Genomic DNA, 21,968 nt, shown 5'->3' with positions numbered 1-21,968 from the left:
ATGCAGAGAACTCTGTGGCGAAGGATATCGGGCAGATAAAACACTGAAAGTCATAGCAGGTAGCCCCTGCTTATGACTGAAAGGAGGCGAAATTCAGAGGTTAATCATAGTGGCGTCGGCAGCGTATCTCCGCCGACGCCCTCGGCGATCAATGTTCCAGATACATGGACTCGATCTCCTGATGATAACGGCTCAGGATGATCTTACGGCGCAATTTCAGCGTCGGCGTCAGTTCGCCCAACTCCATGGAGAAAGCCTGTGGCAACAGGGTGAAGCGCTTGACCTGTTCAAACTTGGCTAACTCTTTTTGCATCTCCGCCAGACGCAGTTCGAACATCTCCACGATATGGCTGTGACGCAACAGATCGAGACGATCGTGATACTTGAGATTGATCGAACGCGCATACTCTTCCAACGCATCGAAACACGGCACGATCAACGCCGAAACAAACTTACGGGCATCGGCGATCACCGCCACCTGCTCAATAAAGCGATCTCGTGCCAGCGTCCCCTCGACCAATTGCGGCGCGATGTACTTGCCATTGGAGGTCTTCATCAGATCCTTCAGGCGTTCGGTAATAAACAGATTTCCCTGGGCATCCAACGCCCCCGCATCGCCGGTCTTCAACCAGCCATCGGCGGTGAAGCTCTGTGCGGTCTCCTGCGGCTTATTGAAATAGCCGCGCATCACGATCGGGCCGCGCACTTGGATCTCATTCTCTTCGGCGATACGCACCTCGATGCCGGGCAGAGGACGGCCGATAGAGCCGAAGCGGAAATCGTGCTCTTCCCAACAGGAGACGGTGGCACACGTTTCGGTCATCCCATAGCCATACTTGATATTTAGCCCCAACGCTTGGAAGAACAGGATCACCTGATCATCCAACTTGGCACCGGCGGCAGGCAAGAAGCGAACGCGCCCACCGAGGATATCGCGCAGCTTACCGAGCACCAAACGATCGGCAGCACGATGCATCGCGGCCATCATACCGCTTAATGGACGCCCCGCCCGCTCACGCAGAAAACGTTGCTCACCGCACCATACCGCCCAGCGGAACAGTTGACGACGCAGCCAGGGGGCCTGAGCCACCTTGGCCTGCACGGCGCTAAAGATCTTCTCATAGAAGCGTGGTACCGCACACATCATCGTCGGACGCACCGCTTGCATCGCCTCACGGACTAGATTGGTATCGTGCAAATACACATTCTGCGCCCCGCTATGCATCACATAGAAACTCCAGGCGCGTTCGAACACATGGGAGAGCGGCAGGAAACAGAGCGAGACATCCTGATCGCTGACGTTCAGACGAGCATCATGCAGGTAAAGCTGTGCCGCCAAGTTGCGGTAATCCAGCATGACCCCCTTCGGCTCACCCGTGGTACCGGAGGTATAGATCAAGGTAAACAGATCATCGAGTGTCGCCTCGGCGATACGCTGCGCCAATGGCTCGGCATAAATCTCATGCTCGGCATGCGCTAACTCATCCAGATGACAGGCTATCTCGCAACCCCGCAGATCGACATCACGCGTCAACACGATAATGTGACGCAACTGAGGGCAATCACTACGTAATGCCAACACCGCATCATATTGCGCCTGGCCATCGACAAACAGGATTCGGACACTGGCGTCATTGAGGATATAGGCCGCCTGAGACGCCGTGTTGGTCGCATAGATCGGTACTGTCACCGCGCGCAGATGGAGGATCGCCAGATCGGCCAGCGACCACGCAACGGAGTTATGGGCGAAGATAGCCACCCGCTCTTGAACCTCGACGCCCCAAGCCAGTAGCGCGCGGGCTAGACGCGAAACCTGCGCCCCCACTTCACGCCAGCGATAGGCAAAATCGGCCGTTGGCGACCAATCACGCAGCGCGATGCGATCCGGTGAGTTATGAATCTGTCCTTGAATGCGGGCTACCAGGTGATAATTCTCTAACGCTTTGATCATTCGGTCCATTCATCGTAAGAACGCGGTACTGCCGCGATATACGCCCACCTAAACTAGGCCGATTTCAGCTTACAGGTGTGCACTAAATTCGCGCGCAGTCTACCGTTTCCTGTGCATGAATCAACCGTTATCGCCTGGAAACGTGTGCGCAACCATAGATTTTCGCTCATCGCCGGCGACGATTCTTCGCGAAAGCTCGATGAATAACGACCAGAATAATCCTCTATACAACGTGCATAGGGCAGCGATTGCTGCCCGTTTACCTATCCGCGGCACTGTTGCCCGAAATCGCTCATCAACTGACGCAACCAAACATGGGCGCTATCACGCTCGGAGGCTCGGTGCCAATTGAAGAAGCAGGTGCGCCGTGTCTCGAGCTCAACCAGGGTAACGGCGCGAATCTGCAGGTAATCGGCATATTGATCCACCATCCATCGTGGTGCGATCGCCACCATTTCCGTCTTCGAGACCATACTTAATACACTACTTAAGTCCGTACCTTGGTAAGCCATCTGGCGAAATAGATCGGTATGCACATAAAAAAAGCGGCTGACACTGGAGAATTGATTAATACTGACCACGGCATGTGACTCCAGCAATAAATTACGTAGTGTGCATTCCGCGCCGATACGTGGATGTGCTTGAGCCACGGCGAGTACAAACTCATCCTCAAACAACGCCTCACGGCAAAACTCATCACCAGGTAGATCCTGATAATCGATCAGGAAATCACTCTCCTGGTAGCGTAATTTACGCTCAATCTGCTCATTCACCAGTGAATCAAAGTTGACTTGTACCCGCGGCGCATACTGTTTAATCTGTTTAAGCAGCTTAGCCGTCAGTAAGATATCCAGTGGACTCGTGATGGAAATATTGAACAAGCGCTCGCTACTTTCCGGTTTAAAGCGCGCACCAGGTAACTCATTGCGTACGATCTGCAGTGCCTGACGAACGGGGCCAAACAACTGATAAGCCCGGTTAGTCGGGCGGATACCTCGCCCATAGCGCATAAATAGTTCATCGTTAAACATCAGTTTTAAACGAGCTACCGCATTGCTCACGGCGGGTTGAGTCATATTAAGTGAACGTGCGGCACGAGTAATACTCTGTACCTGCATCACGGCATCAAATACCGTCAACAGGTTAAGATCGACATTTCGCAGAGTATTCTCCGCCGTATGATGGCCTTCAACCGAGGTCATCTGAGTATCCTGTTCCGTCTCTGTCATGGCAACCTCCCTGCGCGTTTACCCTGGTTCACCGGTATAGCTACCGGATATAAATTCGTTTATTCTGATTATTTGAAAAAATAAGCCATTATGTAAGGTTATAAATATTAGACTGTAGTATAAGAAAAATAGTTACAATAACTTATCAAACAAATATTCTATAGATTAATAGTGTAGCTGTACTTAATTATTAAGAAAGTAGCATTAAATAATTTCAGATTATTCATTTAGGTGGTTTTTATTTTTATCTAAACATATTTACAAATTTTTATGTTTTTTATCTCTCGATACATCAAAACGCCGCCGCAGAAACAATTTATCCTTCTGGTTTTATCCAATTTTGCAAAATAACCTCTTGTCGATAAGCCGGAGCATGCGCCGTCTCACAACAGCGATGTGTTGACAAGACAAAAACTATCCAGTATCACTTTATATCAATCGGTGATTCACAATGGGTAACGTTATGATGTTCATACGCCAGAACCTACTACTACTTATTCTCGCAGAGGCATTGCGCGGATGGCGTATGGGCGGAGGTTACCAGTAAATCCCCCACCCGATCTACCAACCCGCGCAATAGCGCGGGTTTTTTTTTAGTAAAAACACGGCGCGGCGCTTTACGACAGGGAACTATTTCGAGGAATGGAACGATGAGCCAACAGGTAATCATTTTCGATACCACGCTGCGCGACGGTGAACAAGCCTTGCAAGCCAGCCTGAGTGTTAAAGAGAAACTGCAGATCGCCCTGGCGTTAGAACGCATGGGGGTCGATGTGATGGAGGTGGGCTTTCCCATCTCCTCCCCCGGCGACTTCGCTTCTGTACGCGCCATCGCCCAACAGATCAAGCACAGCCGAGTATGCGCCCTGGCGCGCTGCGTCGAGGCCGATATCGACGCCGCCGCCGAGGCGCTGAGCGTCGCGGAAGCCTTCCGCATCCATACCTTCTTAGCCACCTCGACCCTGCACCTGGAGTCTAAACTGCGTCGCTCATTTGACGATGCCATCGCCATGGCGCGCCAGGCGATCCAACGGGCCCGTCGCTACACCGATGACGTCGAATTCTCCTGCGAAGATGCCGGGCGTACCCCTATCGATAACCTGTGCCGCATCGTCGAAGCCGCCATCGCGGCGGGCGCTAAGACCATCAATATTCCCGATACGGTCGGCTACACCACCCCCTACCAGTTTGGCGGCATCATCCATACCCTGTTCGAACGCGTCCCCAACATCGATCAGGCGGTGATCTCCGTTCACTGCCACGACGATCTGGGGATGGCTTGTGCCAACTCAATCAGCGCAATCCAGGCTGGCGCACGCCAGGTAGAGGGCACACTGAATGGGATCGGGGAGCGCGCGGGCAACTGTGCGTTAGAGGAGGTGATCATGGCGATCCGCACCCGTGCCGATCTGTTGCAGGTGCATACCGCCATCCATCACCCAGAGATCTATCGCACCAGCCAACTGGTGAGCCAACTGTGCAACATGCCGATTCCGGCCAATAAGGCGGTGGTCGGCGCCAACGCCTTCGCTCACTCCTCGGGTATTCATCAAGACGGTGTACTGAAGAATCGCGAAAACTACGAGATCATGACCCCAGAATCGATCGGATTACCACAGATCCAGTTAAACCTGACCTCCCGCTCCGGACGCGCCGCCGTCAAGCATCGTATGGAAGAGATGGGCTATCGCGAGGGGCACGACTTCGATCTGGAGCGGTTGTATCAAGCCTTCCTGCGCCTGGCGGACAAAAAAGGCCAGGTCTTCGACTACGATCTGGAGGCATTGGCCTTTATCGACCGCCAACAAGAGGAAGCCGATCACTTTCGCCTGGAATACTTCAGCGTGCAATCGGGCAGCAGTGTGATGGCCACCGCCTCGGTAAGGATGGCTTGCGGCGATGAGATCCGTGCCGAAGCGGCAACCGGTAACGGTCCCGTCGATGCCGTCTACCAGGCGATCACCCGTATCACCGACATTCCGGTCGATATCGTGAAATATCAGTTATCGGCCAAGGGGCAAGGCCGCGATGCACTGGGGCAGGTGGATATCGTCGCCGAGCACCAGGGTCGACGCTTCCATGGCGTCGGGCTGACCACCGATATCGTCGACTCCTCCGCCCAAGCCTTAATCCATGTATTGAACCATATCTGGCGCGCACGTCAGGTCGAGCAGGAACGTCAACGCCTGCATGCCAGCGCTCACTCCGCCACACAGACGACTAAGGAAGCCTTGTAACAATGAGCCATCACCATCATATTGCCGTATTGCCCGGCGACGGCATCGGCCCAGAAGTCATGGCACAGGCCCATAAGGTCATGGATGCCATTCGCAGCCGCTTCGGTCTGCGTATCACCACCAGCGAGTATGACATCGGCGGTATCGCCATCGATCGTCATGGCACTCCGCTGCCCAAGGCCACCTTACACGGCTGTGAACAGGCCGATGCCATCCTATTCGGATCCGTCGGCGGGCCGCGTTGGGAGCACCTGCCGCCGAGTGAACAGCCAGAGCGCGGCGCCCTGTTGCCACTGCGAAAACACTTCAAGCTGTTCTGCAACCTGCGCCCGGCGCGCCTCTATCCCGGCCTCGAGGCCCTGTGCCCACTGCGTGCCGATATCGCCGCGCGTGGCTTTGACATCTTATGTGTGCGTGAGCTGACCGGGGGGATCTATTTTGGGCAGCCGAAGGGGCGCGAAGGACAGGGGATGCATCAGCGTGCCTTTGACACCGAAGTCTACTATCGCTTTGAGATTGAACGCATCGCCCGTCTCGCCTTCGAGGCGGCAGCGACACGCCGCGCTCGGGTCACCTCCATCGATAAAGCCAATGTGTTACAAAGCTCGCTGTTATGGCGTGAGGTCGTCAGCGAAATCGCGCGTGATTATCCCCAGGTCACGCTGAATCATATGTATATCGATAACGCCACCATGCAGTTGATTAAAGATCCTAGCCAGTTCGACGTGCTGCTGTGCAGCAACTTGTTCGGCGACATTCTCTCCGATGAGTGTGCCATGCTGACCGGATCGATGGGGATGCTGCCCTCAGCCAGCCTGAATGAACAGGGCTTCGGCCTGTATGAACCCGCAGGCGGCTCGGCGCCGGACATCGCCGGAAAGAACCTGGCCAATCCCATCGCCCAGATCCTGTCGCTGGCGTTGCTGTTGCGCCATAGCCTGGCAGCCCCCGACGCCGCCGCGGCCATCGAGCGTGCGGTCAACCAGGCATTGAGCCAAGGCATCGCCTGCGCCGACCTGACCCCTCAGGGGACGGCGGCCAGTACCGACGAGATGGGCGATGCCATCGCTCGACTGATCATTCAGGAGGCCTAACCATGGGTCAGACACTGTATCAAAAACTGTATGATGCTCACCTGGTGCACCAGGCCGAGGGGGAGACCCCGTTGCTGTATATCGACCGCCACCTGGTACATGAAGTTACCTCACCGCAGGCCTTTGACGGACTGCGCGCTAAGGGACGCCGTGTGCGGCGCCCCGAGCTGACCTTCGCCACCATGGATCACAATGTTTCCACCCAGAGCCGAGATATCCATGCCTGCGGCGAGATGGCACGCATTCAGATGGAGACCCTAATCGCTAACTGCCGCGAATTCGGCATCCAACTGTACGATCTGCACCATCCCCTCCAGGGGATCGTCCACGTCATTGGGCCGGAACAGGGAATGACCCTGCCGGGCAGTACCATCGTCTGCGGCGACTCCCATACCGCCACCCACGGCGCCTTCGGCGCGCTGGCGTTCGGCATCGGGACCTCCGAGGTAGAGCATGTCTTAGCCACTCAGACCCTCAAGCAGGGGCGGGCGCGGACCATGAAGATCGCGATCGAGGGCGAATGTGCCGTCGGGATCAGCGCCAAAGATCTGGTGCTGGCGGTGATCGGCCACATCGGTCACGCCGGCGGCACCGGTTATGTGGTGGAATTCTGTGGCCCGGCGGTGGAGGCGCTATCGATGGAGGGGCGCATGACGCTGTGCAATATGGCGATCGAGCTGGGTGCCAAGGCTGGGCTAGTCGCCCCGGACGAGACGACCTACGCCTACCTGCGTGATAAGCCGTTCGCACCACAAGGTGAGCAGTGGCGGCAAGCGGTCGACTACTGGCGTACGCTGCGCGCCGATCCGGACGCACATTACGATCGCGTCGTCACCCTGCAGGCCAGTGAGATCGCCCCACAGGTAACGTGGGGCACCAATCCCGGCCAGGTAATCGCCATCGATACGCCGATCCCCCATCCCGATACGCTGGCCGACCCGATCGCCCGCGCCTCGGCCTGTAAGGCATTAGCCTATATGGATCTGCAACCCGGCGTGCGCATGAGCGAGATCGCCGTCGATCGGGTCTTCATCGGTTCCTGCACCAACTCACGCATCGAGGATCTGCGCGCGGCCGCCGCCATCGCCCGCGGGCGCCGTGTCGCGCCTGGCGTGCAGGCCATGGTGGTTCCTGGCTCCGGCCCGGTCAAGGCGCAGGCCGAGGCGGAAGGGCTAGACGTGATCTTTACCGAGGCGGGTTTCGAATGGCGCCTGCCGGGCTGTTCCATGTGCCTGGCTATGAACAACGACCGCTTAGGCGCGGGAGAGCGCTGCGCCTCAACCAGCAATCGTAATTTCGAGGGGCGTCAAGGCCGTGGTGGGCGCACCCACTTGGTCAGCCCAGCCATGGCCGCCGCCGCCGCCATCTGTGGCCACTTCGCCGATATCCGCCAGTTCCAGGAGGGGAACCATGACTGAATTCATTCGCCACACCGGCATCGTGGTGCCCCTGGATGCCGCCAATGTCGATACCGATGCCATCATTCCCAAGCAGTTTCTGCAGAAGGTGACGCGTAGCGGATTTGGCCGCCATCTGTTCCATGACTGGCGCTTCCTCGACGACGCAGGCGAACGCCCGCATCCCGACTTCGTCCTTAATCAGGCCGCCTACCGCCAAGGCAGCATCTTGCTAACACGAGAAAACTTTGGCTGTGGCTCCTCACGCGAACACGCCCCCTGGGCGCTGAGTGACTACGGCTTTCGGGTGATCATCGCCCCCAGTTTTGCCGACATCTTCTATGGCAACGCCTTAAACAGCCAACTGCTCCCGATTACCCTCAGCGAGGCGCAAATCGACACGCTGTTCGCCCTGGTCAACGCCGCGCCGGGCATCGCCTTCAGCGTCGACCTAGAACAGCAGACACTGCAGGCAGGAGAACAACGCTATCCCTTCCATCTCGATCCGTTCCGGCGCCATTGCCTGATGCGTGGGTTGGACAGCATCGGCCTGACCTTGCAACATGAGGCGGACATCGCCGCCTATGAGGCACGCCGTCCCACCTTCTTGCGTTAAGCACACGGCGGGCCGGAAACCCGACCCGCCGTGCTCATACCGCGTTCAGCGCCCTCTCGATAGCCAGCTCGATTACCAGTAGCCCAGCCAATGCCACCATAGGCTACCGACGCTCAGCCACAGCGTCAGGTTCACCACGCTGAGAATGAAACCGGTCTTCCACCATTCGCCTAGCGTGACATAGCCAGATCCAAAGATGATCGGTGCGGTACCGGTAGCGTAATGCGTCAGCGACATCATCAACGATGAAGAGAACGCCAGGACCAAGGCGAACAGTGCCGGCGGTACCCCCAACGCCAAACCGGCAGCGAAGAAGGCGGCAAACATGGCGGTAATGTGCGCCGTGGTACTCGCAAAGAAGTAGTGCGCGTACACATAGACCAAGGTCAACAACACCATCGCGCCGACCCAATGCATCCCCAGACCATCGATCAACAGGCTGACACTCTGCGAAAGCCAGGCTATCAAGCCGAGTTTGCCGAGGAACGTCGCCATCATCACCAACGCGGCAAACCACACCACCGTGTCCCAGGCACCTTTACACTTCAACAAGTCATCCCAGCTGAGCACCCCGCTACACAGCAGAATAGCCAGGCCAATGAAAGCGGCGGTGGTGGCGTTGACCGACCAGCCTGCACCTAACAGCCAAGCGGGAATATCGGCCCAGAGCACCAACAACAGGATAAATACCGCCAGGGTGATCTTCTCCGCCAAGGAGATCGGCCCCAACGCCCGGAGACGTTCTCGTGCGAAGCCCGGCGCATCGGGGGTATGACGGATCTGCGGTGGATAGAGCCAGTAGACCACCAGCGGCATCAGCAGCAGCGATAGCAGCGCAGGCAGTAATGCTGCCAATGCCCAGGCGCCCCACGATAACTCAAACTCATGGCCCGTTCCTTTAGCGATGAGATTGACAATCAATGGATTGGGTGCCGTAGCAGTGATAAACATCGCCGAGGTGATCGGGTTAATGTTGTAGTTAACCAAAGAGAGATAACGGCCGATCTTCTCTGTCGATCCAGGGCGTGGATGCGAGTCAAAGCTGTCGGCGATGGAACGCATGATAGGATGAATAATGCCGCCGCCACGAGCGGTATTACTCGGGGTCACCGGCGCCAACGACGTCTCCGCCAATGCCAGACCATAGGCGATGCCGAGTGTCCGCTTGCCACACAGCGCGATAAACCAATAACCGATGCGCTCGCCCAACCCGGTCTTGTTCAGGCTCTGTGACACCATGATCGAAATACCGATAAGCCAGATCAACGAATTGGAAAAACCGCTCAGCGCATCATTCAACGCCGCCGCAGGCTTGCCGGGATTGGTGACCCCGGTCAGCGCCACTAAGGCGATGGCCACTACCGAAACGGCGCCGATGGGCAACGCCTTACCGATAATGGCGGCGATGGTGCCGACGAAGAGGGCCAACAGCTGCCAGGCATTTGGGCTCACCCCTGTGGGGGCGGGAATAATAAACCAGATCGTCAAGCCGATAACTAACGCGATCAATGCAGGTAACGGTTTTAACGGCGTGAGTCGCTCCATTTTTTCCATGCGATGCCATCCTTATACTTTTTTATTGTCGATTCGATGGACACGCCCGGCCGCAACCTATCCAGCTATCGGGCGAGTGTCGCGTTAGCATAGCAGCGTTCACGATGGCGACGATGAAAAAAGCGCAGGCAGGAGAAGGGCATATGAAGTACGGCACATTTTTATCTGCCAACCGCTCGCCCCGAACAGAAAAATGCCGACGATCAACGATCGCCGGCCGGTGAAAAGCACCTTTACTCAGAAACACTCTTCGATATCGGAGAGATACCCTCTTTCATCTGTTGCCATTATCTGCGTAATATGAGGAAAGAAAAATGGATGACTTTTAGCGAAGAGATCCTCATTTATGTCGACACCCCGGCTGCAACACCAATTCATTCGTCTGTGGCAACACTGTCAGGGGCAGAGTTGTCACACCACCCTGGCACAGCTGGCTGAGGCGCTTAATTGCTCGCGTCGCCATGTCCGTACCCTGCTCAATACGATGCAACAACAGGGTTGGTTACACTGGCAGGCCGCCAGTGGTCGCGGTAAACAGTCCCATCTTAGCTTCCAACGTAGTGCCCTAGAGATGCAGCAACTGCGTGCCGAGGAGTTGATGGAACAGGACCACTTCGAGCAATTAGTGCAGTTGGTCGGCGACCGTGACAGTGCGCGCCAGATGCTGCTGGCTCAACTGGGACGCAGTTTTCGCCAGGGGCGCCATATCCTACGTATCCTCTACTATCGTCCTCTCCTCGGGCTGTTACCCGCCTCGCCGCTACGCCGTTCGGAGACCCATCTGGCGCGCCAGATCTTCAGCGGCCTGACGCGTATAAATGAGGAAAATGGGGAACTTGAATCCGATCTGGCCCACCATTGGCAGGCACTCACCCCATGTCACTGGCGCTTCTACCTACGCCCGGCGATTCATTTTCATCATGGGCGAGAGCTCACCATGGCAGATGTCATCGCCTCCTTGGAACGCCTACGCCCACTCCCGTTGTTTCGCCACTTTGCCCGCATCGACTCGCCTACGCCCCACGTGATCGATATCCATCTGCACGAGGCGGACGCCTGGTTACCCTGGTTACTCGGCAGCGTGCCCGCGATGATCCTGCCACAGGAATGGCAGCAGATGGCGGACTTCTCCCGCCTGCCGAGTGGTACGGGACCCTATCAGGTAGTTCGTAACACGCCGTATCAGTTAAAGATCCGCGCCTTCGACGCCTATTTCGGCTACCGAGCATTGATCGATGAAGTCAACATCTGGGTATTGCCTGAGATCTCCGAGGAATTGGTACATGCCGGGGTACAACTCCAGGCCGAAGGCGGTGGCGGTGACGAGTTAGAGAGCCGCCTGGAGGAGGGCTGCTACTTTATGCTGTTCGACCAGCGCAGCGCGCAGCTACGCGATCCCGCGGTACGCGCCTGGCTGTGCCAGACCATCAGTCCCATCGCCTTGCTCAATAACGCCAGCCCTCTGCATCAGCGCTATTGGTCCCCCGCCTACGGCCTGTTGCCACGCTGGCACCACAACAAGATGCTCGCTGTCGCCCCCAAGCCGCCACAACTGACGCATCTGCGCGTCACCGTCTATCGCGATCACTCCGAGTTTCACGCCATCTATCAGGCACTACAACCGCTGCTGGGCGCCCATGGCGTCACGCTGGAAATGCAGGAAATCGATTATGAGCGCTGGCACCAGGGTGAGGCCTGTAGCGATCTGTGGCTGGGCAGCGCCAACTTCTACCTACCGCTAGAGTTCTCCATCTTCGCCATGCTGTACGAGATGCCGCTGCTCGCCCACTGTAGCGGGCTGGATCTGGCCCAAGAGGCCCGCCGTTGGCGGGAGCAACGTCTCGCGATGGCCGAGTGGAGCCAACAATTAATCCAACGCCATCTGCTTCACCCCCTATTCCACCACTGGCTCAAATTGCACGGCCAGCACAGCATGCGCGGCGTACGCATGAATACCTTAGGCTGGTTCGACTTTAAATCTGCCTGGTTCGCCCCGCCGGAGCATCCCCCGTCTCCCGAGGATTAACAAACGGCTTTCTAAACCCGCACCTGCTCTTTACAATAAGCGCCTGTCTCAACGGGGTGCCCGCTATCGATGCGGGCTGAGAGCATACCCGTCGAACCTGATCCGGTTAATACCGGCGGAGGGATTTGAGAGAGCCTGCTGCTGCTCAAAGACCTTTGCCACCACCATTAAGGGAGTGCAAAGTGTTAAACAAAATCTGGCCACTGTTGGCCCTATTAGCCGCGCCATTGCTGGCGCACGCCGCCGATAAACCCGTCCTCACCGTCTATACCTACGACTCATTCGCTGCCGATTGGGGGCCTGGGCCAAAGATCAAGCAAGCCTTCGAACAATCCTGCCAATGCGAGCTGAAACTGGTGCCACTGGCGGATGGGGTCGCCATCCTCAATCGCCTGCGCATGGAGGGGAAGAAAAGCCCGGCGGATGTGGTGCTCGGTTTAGATAACAACCTGTTAACCTCCGCTCAACAAAGTGGACTGTTCGTCCCCAGCCAGGTCGATACCCGAGCACTGACGGTACCGGGCAGCTGGCACGATACGACCTTCGTCCCCTACGACTACGGCTACTTTGCCTTCGTCTACGATCGCCAGAAGGTGAAGACCCCGCCCACCAGCCTGAAACAACTGGTCGAAGGGCCAGAGAAGTGGCGCGTCATCTATCAGGATCCTCGTACCAGTACCCCGGGATTGGGCCTACTGCTATGGATGCAGAAGGTGTATGGCGATCAGGCCCCCGCCGCCTGGCAGAAGCTAGCGCAGAAGACCGTCACCGTCACCAAAGGCTGGAGCGAGGCCTACGGCCTATTCCTGAAGGGAGAGGCGGATATGGTGCTGAGCTATACCACCTCGCCGGCCTACCACATCATTGAGGAGCACACCGATCGCTACGCGGCCGCGCCATTCGCCGAGGGGAACTATCTCCAGGTCGAAGTGGCTGGCATGCTGAAACATAGCGCCCAACCGGCGCTAGCGCATCAATTTATGCAGTTCATCACCACGCCGGCCTTCCAGGAAGCCATTCCAACGGGCAACTGGATGTACCCGGTGACGGCGGTACCGCTGCCCCCCGCCTTCGCGGACTTGCCCAAGCCGCAGACAGCGCTCAGCTTTACGCCCGCTGAGGTTGCCCAACACCGAGCCGAGTGGATCCGCGCATGGCAAAACGCCCTAAGCCGCTGATCGCCGCCTGGCTATGGCCAGGGATGGTGGCCGCCACGCTGCTATTAGCGGTGGCGCTGTTGGCCTTCGGCGCCTTATGGCACAGCGCACCGGCCAGCCATGCCCGCTCGCTGTGGCACGATGCCTATCTGTGGCATGTGGTGCGCTTCAGCTTCTGGCAGGCCGCGCTCTCGATGCTACTGTCGCTGCTACCGGCCATTGCGCTTTCCCGCGCCTTGTTTCGCCGCCGCTTCCCCGGCCGCACCCTGTTGCTACGGCTGTGCGCCATGACGTTGGTGCTGCCGGTGTTGGTGGCGGTGTTTGGGTTACTGAGCGTCTATGGGCACCAAGGTTGGTTGGCTCGGATCTGTCACGCGCTAGGCCTCGACTACACCTTCAGCCCGTACGGGCTCACGGGCATCCTGTTGGCGCATGTCTTCTTCAACTTACCGCTGGCGACCCGCCTGCTGCTTCAGGCTCAGGAGGCCATACCCGCCGAGCAACGCCAGCTAGCGGCCCAACTCGGCATGTCCTCCTGGCAGATCCTACGCTGGGTCGAGTGGCCCTATCTACGCCGCCAACTCCCCCCGGCTGGGGCGCTGATCTTCATGCTCTGCTTCTCCAGCTTCGCCACGGTTCTCTCCCTCGGCGGCGGCCCTCAGGCTACCACCATCGAGCTCGCCATCTATCAGGCGTTAAGCTATGACTACGACCCGGCGCGAGCCGCTCAGTTGGCGCTGTTACAGTTGAGTTGTTGCCTCGGGTTAGTCCTATTGAGCCAGCGTCTATCCGGCGCCCTGCCCGTCGGCCACAGTCAACGCTTAGTCTGGCGCGATGGACGCGACTCGGGCTGGCAGAGGTTCACGGATGTACTGACCATCGGCCTCGCCCTGTTGCTGTTGCTGCCGCCGCTACTGGCGGTGATCACCGATGGCGTGAATCAGGCATTCGCTAGCGTCTTGCACCAACCAGCGCTGTGGCAAGCGCTATGGACGTCGCTGTATATCGCCTTGGGCGCCGGCGTGCTGGCGGTGACCCTGACCATGATGCTGCTGTGGAGTAGTCGTGAGCTCACCTTGCGCGGATTACGCTGGCGGGCGCAGGGTATGGAGCTATGCGGCATGCTGATCCTGGCGATGCCCGGCATCGTGTTGGCTACCGGTTTCTTCCTGTTACTCAACGCCAGCATCGGCTTGCCTGACTCCCCGGCGTTACTGGTGATGGCGACCAATGCGTTGATGGCGATCCCCTATGCCATGAAGGTGCTGGAGTATCCGATGCGCGATCTGGCCGAGCGCTATGATACGCTGTGCCTGTCACTGCGCATCACGGGGCTCAACCGACTACGCTGGATCGAGTTACGCGCCCTACGCCGTCCGTTAGCACAAGCGCTGGCCTTCGCTTGCGTCCTATCGCTGGGTGACTTTGGTGTCGTCGCGCTGTTTGGCAATGAACAGTTCCGCACCCTACCCTTCTACCTGTATCAACAGCTCGGTGCTTACCGCAGTGCCGACGGCGCCGTTACCGCCCTGCTGCTGTTATCGGTCTGTCTACTCCTCTTTAGCCTGCTGGAGCGCCTACCCGCAGGGAGAACATCGCCATGATCCGCCTGGATGATCTGACCTACCAATACCAACAACAGACGTTGCGCTTTACACTGCACGCCGCCGCCGGCGAGCGTATCGCCATCCTCGGGCCCAGTGGGGCAGGGAAAAGTACCCTGCTGAGCCTGATCGCTGGCTTCCTGACGCCACGCAGCGGCGCGCTCGATCTCAATGGGCGCGACTGCCGCCAAACGCCCCCCGCCAGCCGCCCGGTGTCGATGCTGTTTCAGGACCATAACCTGTTTGCCCATCTGACCATCGCCCAGAATCTGGGGTTGGGATTGGATCCCGGCCTGCGACTGAGCGCCGAGCAACAGCGCCAGCTAGCCCTCATCGCCGAACAGGTCGGCATCAGCGCCTACCTGACGCGCCTGCCCGGACAACTCTCCGGCGGACAACGCCAGCGCGCCGCCCTGGCGCGCTGCCTGCTACGTCATCAGCCGATCCTGCTGCTGGATGAACCCTTCTCCGCCCTCGATCCGGCTCTGCGGGCGGAGATGCTCACCCTACTGGAGCAGGTCTGTGCACAGCAGCGTCTGACACTATTAATGGTCTCGCACAATCTGGACGATGCACAGCGTATCGCCCCACGCGCGCTGATCGTCGATGAAGGTCATATCGCCTACGATGGCACTACCGCCGCGTTACTGGCGGGGAGTGTTCCTGCGGCCAGCTTGCTCGGCTGCTCGGCATCCGCCTAACACGATTGGTGCCATCGCCATTGGACAGCCCGCTGACACCCCGGCAGAATTAACCTATCTCGGCGGCAATGCCGCCGCTCCGAGGAGTCCGCCGTGTGAACAGCGCCCAACCTGGTTTTATCCTTACCCGTCATTGGCGCGATACGCCGCAAGGCGTCAGCATCACCCTCTGGCTGGCGACAGCGGATGGGCCACGCCGCGTGACCCTCGCGCCACAACCGGCGGTAGCCTTTCTGCCTGCGGCACAGCAAGAGCAGGCTGCGCCGGTGCTGCGCGGACTCCCCCATTGCACGTTGCGCCCCGTCGCGTTGCACGACTTCCATCATCAACCGGTGCTGGCTCTCTATTGCCAGAGCTACCGTCAGCTTCAACAGATCGCACGTAACCTGGAAGAACAGGGGATCCACCTGTTAGAAGCCGATATTCGTCCCGCCGATCGTTATCTGATGGAGCGCTTCATCCATGCTCCGCTGTGGTTCAGCCCGCAGGCGAATACGACGCACGGTGAGAACCTTGTCCGCCTCAAACCCCACCCCGACTACCGGCCGACGCTCCGCTGTGTGTCGTTGGATATCGAGACCAGCCCACAGGGAGAGCTCTACTCGATCGGTCTGCATGGCTGCGGCCAGCGTATCGTCTATATGCTGGGGCCGCCCAACGGCGATGCGACGACACTCGATTTCACCCTAACCTATGTCGCCAGCCGTCCCGCCCTGATCGAGGCGCTCAACCGTTGGCTGGCCGAGCACGATCCCGACGCGATCATCGGTTGGAATCTGGTGCAGTTCGATCTCCGTATCCTACAACGCCACGCCGAATGCTATGGCATCCCGCTCTCGCTGGGACGTGACGGCACGCCGCTCGCGTGGCGTGAACACGGTTTCAAGACGGGACACTTCTTCGCCTCGGCCCCCGGTCGCCTGATCATCGACGGCATCGAGGCGCTGAAGAGCGCCTTCTGGCACTTCCCCTCCTACAGCCTGGATAACGTCGCGCAAACCCTACTCGGCGAGGGGAAGGCGCTGGATGACCCCTATCAGCGCTTAGCCGAGATCGAGCGCCGCTTCCGCCAAGATAAGCCGGCGCTGGCGCACTACAACCTCAAGGATTGCGAGCTGGTGACGCGCATCTTCGCCCATACCGCTCTGCTGCCCTTTCTGCTGGAACGGGCCAGCGTCACCGGCCTCCCCGCCGATCGCCACGGCGGCTCTGTCGCCGCCTTCTACCATCTCTATCTGCCACGCATGCACCGCCTGGGGTTTGTCGCGCCCTCAACGGGTGATATTGCGCCTCAGGCCAGCCCCGGCGGCTTTGTCATGGCATCGCGTCCAGGGCTCTATGATTCGGTATTAGTGTTGGATTACAAGAGTCTGTATCCGGCGATCATTCGCTCCTTTCTGATCGATCCCGTCGGCTTGATCACCGCCCAGCAGGACGCGGGAGAGGAGCACAGCGTACCCGGCTTTCTCGGCGCCCGTTTCTCCCGTACCCAACATGCCCTGCCGGATATCGTCCGCCAGCTCTGGCTCGGGCGCGACGCCGCCAAGCGGCAGGGTAACGCACCGCTGGCCCAGGCGCTGAAGATCCTGATGAATGCCTTCTACGGCGTCTTAGGAACCGATGCCTGCCGGTTCTTCGACCCCCGCCTCGCCTCCTCCATTACCCTGCGTGGCCACGAGATCATGCATCAGACACGCCGCCTGATCGAAGCGCAAGGCTATACGGTGATCTATGGTGACACCGACTCGACCTTCGTCTGGCTAGGACGAGCGCATGACGAGGCCCAAGCCGAGGCCATCGGCCGCCAACTCTGTGCCCAGGTCAACGCCTGGTGGCAGGCTCATTTACAGCAAGAATATGGTCTGGAGAGCGCGCTAGAGCTGGAGTACGAGTGCCACTACCGCCGCTTTCTGATGCCTACCCTGCGTGGCGCCGACCTCGGTAGCAAGAAACGCTACGCCGGACTGTGCGGTGAACGCCTGGTGTTCAAGGGGCTCGAGACGGTACGCAGCGACTGGACGCCATTGGCCCAACAGTTTCAGCAGGCGCTCTACCGACGCGTCTTCCTCGAACACCCCTACCGCGATCTCATTCGCACCTACAGCGCTCGCCTGCTCGCCGGTGAACTGGATGATCAACTGGTCTACCGCAAGCGACTGCGTCGTCCGCTGGCCGACTATCAACGTCATGTGCCCCCTCACGTCCGCGCCGCCCGATTAGCCGACGACTACAACCGTCGCCTCGGACGGCCATTGCAGTATCAACAGGGCGGCTGGATCAGCTATGTCATCACCCGTAACGGCCCCCAACCCTTGGAGTGCGTCGACGCGCCGATCGACTATCAACACTACTTGGAGCGTCAGCTCCAACCGGTGGCCGACGCCATCCTGCCCTTTCTCGGCACCGACTTCGACACCCTGTTAACCGGTCAACTGGGCCTGTTCTAAGGTGACGGAATGATAAGATTCTTCCCACTCAGGGGGTGACGAATGCGGCGCCATCCATTACCATAACGCCCTTTCCCCACGACAACGCCGACTTCACTGCCGCTAGGCCGTGATGCGGTTGGTTTATACCTAAATTATGCAGGCGCTCGCTGCACGGCGGGTGTCTCGGAACCTATCCCAATCGGCCTGGGCGACCAACGCGTCCATTGAGATAGCCACCCGATCATCATGTAAACCAAGAACGAAGAGTTGAGTCGATAATCTATGCCTTTTACTTTAGGTCAACGCTGGATCAGCGATACGGAAAGCGAGTTGGGATTGGGTACTGTGGTCGCACTGGATGCGCGCATGGTCACGCTACTGTTTCCCGCGACCGGCGAAAACCGTCTGTATGCCCGCAATGACTCCCCCATCACCCGCGTGATGTTCAACCCCGGTGACACCATCACTACCCACGAAGGCTGGCAGCTGTGCATCGAAGAGGTGCAGGAGCAAGACGGCCTGTTGACCTACATCGGCAAGCGCTGCGATAACGATGAAACCCCGGTGGCGGTACGCGAGGTGTTACTCGACAGCCGCCTGACCTTCAGCAAACCCCAGGATCGCCTGTTCGCTGGCCAGATCGATCGCATGGATCGTTTCGCCCTACGCTATCGGGCACGTAAATATCAGAGCGAGCAGTTCCGCCTGCCGACCAGTGGCCTGCGTGGCATGCGCGCCAGCCTGATCCCACACCAGTTACATATTGCTCGCGACGTCGGTCAGCGTCATGCGCCTCGCGTCCTGTTAGCGGACGAGGTCGGCCTGGGGAAAACCATCGAAGCCGGCATGATTATCCACCAACAGCTGCTGAATGGCCGTGCCGAACGCGTGCTGATCGTGGTACCGGAGAGCCTGCAACATCAATGGTTGGTTGAGATGCTGCGCCGCTTTAACCTGCGCGTGGCGCTGTTCGACGACGAACGCTACGCCGAAGCCGCCCAAGACAGCAGCAATCCGTTCGAGACCGAACAGTTGGTGATCTGCTCCCTGGATTTCGTGCGCCGTAGTAAGCAGCGACTGGAGCAACTGGCCGACGCCGGCTGGGATCTGCTGGTCGTCGACGAAGCGCACCACCTGGCCTGGAGTGAACAGGCGCCCAGCCGCGAATATCAGGTGATCGAGCAGTTGGCCGAACAGATCCCTGGGGTACTCCTGTTAACCGCCACCCCCGAACAACTGGGTCAGGAGAGCCACTTCGCTCGCCTGCGTCTACTGGATGCCAATCGCTTCCACGACTACGCCCAATTTATCGCTGAACAGCAACGCTATCGCCCGGTAGCGGACGCCGTCACGCTACTGCTCGACGACGGCCATCTCCAGCCGGAAGCGCTGAACATGCTGAGCGAGATGGTGGCCGAACAAGACATCGAACCCTTGCTGAAGGCGGCCAACGCGGGCGGTGCAGGCAGCCAACAGGCTCGTAGCGAGCTGGTACGCATGTTGATGGATCGTCACGGCACGAGCCGCGTGCTGTTCCGTAACACCCGTCAGGGCGTCAAAGGCTTCCCCCAGCGCACCCTACACCAGATCACCCTGCCGCTGCCGGCACAGTATCAGACGGCGATCAAGGTCTCAGGCATCATGGGCAGCAAGAAGAGCCCCGAAGCCCAGGCTAACGACATGCTCTACCCAGAGCGTATCTACCAAGAGTTTGAGGGCGAAAACGCCACCTGGTGGAACTTCGATCCGCGCGCCGAATGGCTGCTCGACTTCCTGCTGGCCCAGCGTGATGAGAAGGTCCTGGTGATCTGTGCCCAGGCGGCCACGGCCGTACATCTGGAGCAGTTGCTGCGTGAGCGTGAAGGCATTCGCGCCGCCGTCTTCCACGAGGGGATGTCGCTGATCGAGCGCGACCGCGCCGCCGCCTATTTCGCCTCCCAGGAGGAGGGCGCCCAGGTGCTACTCTGCTCGGAGATCGGCTCCGAGGGGCGTAACTTCCAATTCGCCAATCAATTGGTGATGTTCGACCTGCCCTTTAACCCGGATCTCCTGGAGCAACGTATCGGCCGTCTGGATCGTATCGGCCAGGCACGAGATATCCAAATCTACGTCCCTTGCCTGGAGAACACCGCCCAGTCGGTCTTAACCCGTTGGTATCACCAAGGCCTGGATGCCTTCGAGCATACCTGCCCCACCGGCCGTACCATCTACGATCGTTACTACGACACGCTGATAGGCTATCTGGCTAAACCGGCTCAGTTGGAAGGGTTCGACGACTTCCTGAAAAGTTGTCGTGCCGAGCACGACGCGCTCAAGGCGCAGCTGGAACAGGGACGTGACCGCCTATTGGAGATGCACTCCAACGGGGGCGAGGCGGCACAAGCGCTGGCCGAGGCCATCGCCGCACAGGACAACGACGTCAACCTGGTTAACTTCGCCCTTAACCTGTTCGACATCGTCGGTATCAATCAGGAAGACCGCAGCGATAACCTGATTGTTCTGACCCCCTCCGACCATATGCTGGTGCCGGACTTCCCTGGCCTGCCGCAGGATGGCTGTACCGTGACCTTCGACCGTGAGCAGGCGCTATCGCGCGAGGATGCCCAATTCCTCAGTTGGGAGCACCCGCTGATGCGCAATGGGCTAGATCTGATCCTCTCCGGTGACACTGGCTCCAGCGCCGTCTCCTTGTTGAAGAACAAGGCACTACCGGTCGGTACGCTGTTATTAGAGGCTGTGTATGTGGTCGAGGCCCAGGCGCCGAAGCAGCTACAACTGACCCGTTTCCTACCGCCGACCCCGGTGCGCATGTTACTCGATGCCAAGGGCAATAACCTGGCGGCCCAGGTGGAGTTTGAAAGCTTCAACCGCCAGCTGAATGCCGTCAATCGCCATACCGCCAGCAAGCTGGTCAACGCGGTACAGCCTAACGTACATGCCATGTTGCAGGTAGGTGAGACGCTGATCGGCGAACAGGCCCAACAGCTGATCGCCGAGGCCAAGCGCGAAGCTGACGAGGCGCTGAGCGCCGAGTTGAGCCGACTGGAATCGCTGAAGGCGGTCAACCCCAACATCCGCGACGATGAGCTGGAAACCCTCGAGTTCACCCGACGTAAGGTGCTGGAGACGTTGGATCAGGCGAGCTGGCGCCTCGACGCCTTACGCCTCATCGTGGTGTCGCATCAGTAATGGGCCGCCATACGCCCGCGGGCGGCTCGCTGCCGCCCAGCGCCACCCCCGCGCTGGAGCACTATGATCCACCGCGTGAACCCTGGCTACACGTGCTGTACCAGGATGCGCACATCATGGTGGTGAATAAGCCCAGTGGATTGTTGTCCGTACCTGGCCGCCTGCCTGCGCACCAAGACAGCATCATGACCCGTATTCAGGCGCAATTCCCCTGCGCCGAGTCGGTACATCGCCTGGATATGGCCACCAGTGGCGTACTGGTCGTGGCGTTGACCAAGGAGGCGGAGCGCGAGCTGAAACGCCAGTTCCGCGAGCGCGAGCCGCAGAAGAACTATGTTGCCCGCGTCTGGGGCCACCCCACGCAGGATGAGGGGCTCATCGATCTGCCGCTGATCTGCGACTGGCCAAACCGCCCCAAGCAGAAGGTCTGTTTCGAACAGGGTAAACCGGCGCAAACCGCGTATCGAGTACTGGCGCGTGACGACGACGGAACCGCGCGTCTCCTACTGACGCCGATTACCGGCCGTTCACACCAGCTACGTGTTCATCTGCTGGCGATCGGCCATCCGATCCTTGGCGATGGCTTCTACGCCCCGCCGCAGGCATTGGCGTTAGCGCCTCGTCTGCTGCTACATGCTCAAGAGCTGCGCATCGTCCATCCCGCCTTCGGCACCCCGATGCATTTCCGCTGCGAGGCGGACTTCTAAGCACGGCGACATACGATAAAAAAATGGCCCGCTAAGGCGGGCCATTATCACTGGCAAGCAACAACGCTCACTTGCGC

The 21,968-nt window shown here is 58.9% G+C and carries 14 protein-coding genes and 1 riboswitch; of the genes, 11 read left to right on the top strand and 3 right to left on the bottom strand.

The genetic code is table 11. The features are described from left to right. Positions 1-148: 148 nt before the first annotated feature. Entirely contained in the window at positions 149-1,951 is a 1,803-nt protein-coding gene (locus ACEQFP_RS02530) for a long-chain fatty acid--CoA ligase (RefSeq protein ID WP_005294841.1), read from the bottom strand. A 263-nt stretch (positions 1,952-2,214) separates the two neighbouring features. After that, the gene (gene leuO / locus ACEQFP_RS02525; protein WP_005282599.1) at positions 2,215-3,180 is read right to left on the bottom strand and encodes a transcriptional regulator LeuO; all 966 of its coding nucleotides are present in this window, start codon (positions 3,178-3,180) and stop codon (positions 2,215-2,217) included. A 650-nt stretch (positions 3,181-3,830) separates the two neighbouring features. Here leuO and leuA point away from each other — a divergent pair. From leuA to leuD, 4 genes are read left to right on the top strand one after another with little or no spacing between them, the layout of a single operon-like run. Further along, entirely contained in the window at positions 3,831-5,417 is a 1,587-nt protein-coding gene (gene leuA / locus ACEQFP_RS02520; protein WP_370546967.1) for a 2-isopropylmalate synthase, read from the top strand. Positions 5,418-5,419: 2 nt separating this feature from the next. After that, entirely contained in the window at positions 5,420-6,511 is a 1,092-nt protein-coding gene (gene leuB, locus ACEQFP_RS02515; RefSeq protein WP_005282595.1) for a 3-isopropylmalate dehydrogenase, read from the top strand. A gap of 2 nt (positions 6,512-6,513) precedes the next feature. Continuing rightward, positions 6,514-7,929 (top strand): 3-isopropylmalate dehydratase large subunit, encoded by a 1,416-nt coding sequence (leuC, locus tag ACEQFP_RS02510; RefSeq protein ID WP_068871896.1) that lies wholly within the window; start codon positions 6,514-6,516, stop codon positions 7,927-7,929. Continuing rightward, positions 7,922-8,524, top strand: a complete 603-nt coding sequence (gene leuD, locus ACEQFP_RS02505; RefSeq protein WP_068871898.1) for a 3-isopropylmalate dehydratase small subunit — start codon at positions 7,922-7,924, stop codon at positions 8,522-8,524. The genes leuC and leuD overlap by 8 nt, the downstream gene beginning before the upstream one ends. A 72-nt stretch (positions 8,525-8,596) precedes the next feature. Here the strand turns inward: leuD and ACEQFP_RS02500 are convergent, their stop codons facing one another. Continuing rightward, positions 8,597-10,069, bottom strand: a complete 1,473-nt coding sequence (locus tag ACEQFP_RS02500) for a DASS family sodium-coupled anion symporter (protein ID WP_035598230.1) — start codon at positions 10,067-10,069, stop codon at positions 8,597-8,599. Between the two features lie 355 nt (positions 10,070-10,424). On the opposite strand from ACEQFP_RS02500, the gene sgrR reads away from it, so the two are divergent. The 7 genes from sgrR to rluA all read left to right on the top strand — a co-directional run bounded on the left by sgrR (position 10,425) and on the right by rluA (position 21,891). Then, positions 10,425-12,104, top strand: a complete 1,680-nt coding sequence (gene sgrR, locus ACEQFP_RS02495; RefSeq protein WP_370546968.1) for an HTH-type transcriptional regulator SgrR — start codon at positions 10,425-10,427, stop codon at positions 12,102-12,104. A 42-nt stretch (positions 12,105-12,146) separates the two neighbouring features. Further along, positions 12,147-12,246, top strand: a riboswitch (TPP riboswitch). A 40-nt stretch (positions 12,247-12,286) separates the two neighbouring features. Beyond that, the gene (gene thiB, locus ACEQFP_RS02490; RefSeq protein WP_370546969.1) at positions 12,287-13,282 is read left to right on the top strand and encodes a thiamine ABC transporter substrate binding subunit; all 996 of its coding nucleotides are present in this window, start codon (positions 12,287-12,289) and stop codon (positions 13,280-13,282) included. After that, the gene (gene thiP, locus ACEQFP_RS02485; protein WP_047060421.1) at positions 13,258-14,865 is read left to right on the top strand and encodes a thiamine/thiamine pyrophosphate ABC transporter permease ThiP; all 1,608 of its coding nucleotides are present in this window, start codon (positions 13,258-13,260) and stop codon (positions 14,863-14,865) included. Before thiB ends, thiP begins: the two co-directional genes overlap by 25 nt. Further along, complete coding sequence (gene thiQ / locus ACEQFP_RS02480; RefSeq protein WP_068871912.1) at positions 14,862-15,566, top strand: thiamine ABC transporter ATP-binding protein ThiQ; 705 nt, start codon at positions 14,862-14,864, stop codon at positions 15,564-15,566. The genes thiP and thiQ overlap by 4 nt, the downstream gene beginning before the upstream one ends. 95 nt (positions 15,567-15,661) lie before the next feature. Beyond that, the gene (locus ACEQFP_RS02475) at positions 15,662-18,013 is read left to right on the top strand and encodes a DNA polymerase II (RefSeq protein WP_370546971.1); all 2,352 of its coding nucleotides are present in this window, start codon (positions 15,662-15,664) and stop codon (positions 18,011-18,013) included. Between the two features lie 264 nt (positions 18,014-18,277). Continuing rightward, entirely contained in the window at positions 18,278-21,184 is a 2,907-nt protein-coding gene (rapA, locus tag ACEQFP_RS02470; protein ID WP_047060427.1) for an RNA polymerase-associated protein RapA, read from the top strand. Continuing rightward, entirely contained in the window at positions 21,184-21,891 is a 708-nt protein-coding gene (gene rluA / locus ACEQFP_RS02465; protein WP_005282549.1) for a bifunctional tRNA pseudouridine(32) synthase/23S rRNA pseudouridine(746) synthase RluA, read from the top strand. The genes rapA and rluA overlap by 1 nt, the downstream gene beginning before the upstream one ends. The last annotated feature ends 77 nt before the right edge of the window (positions 21,892-21,968 follow it).

It is taken from the genome of Edwardsiella sp. A.80236 (assembly GCF_044540725.1).
GTDB classification, from domain to species: domain Bacteria; phylum Pseudomonadota; class Gammaproteobacteria; order Enterobacterales; family Enterobacteriaceae; genus Edwardsiella; species Edwardsiella tarda.
Note: the sequence above shows the minus strand (reverse complement) of the source record. Positions and strands in the feature narration are given on the sequence as shown.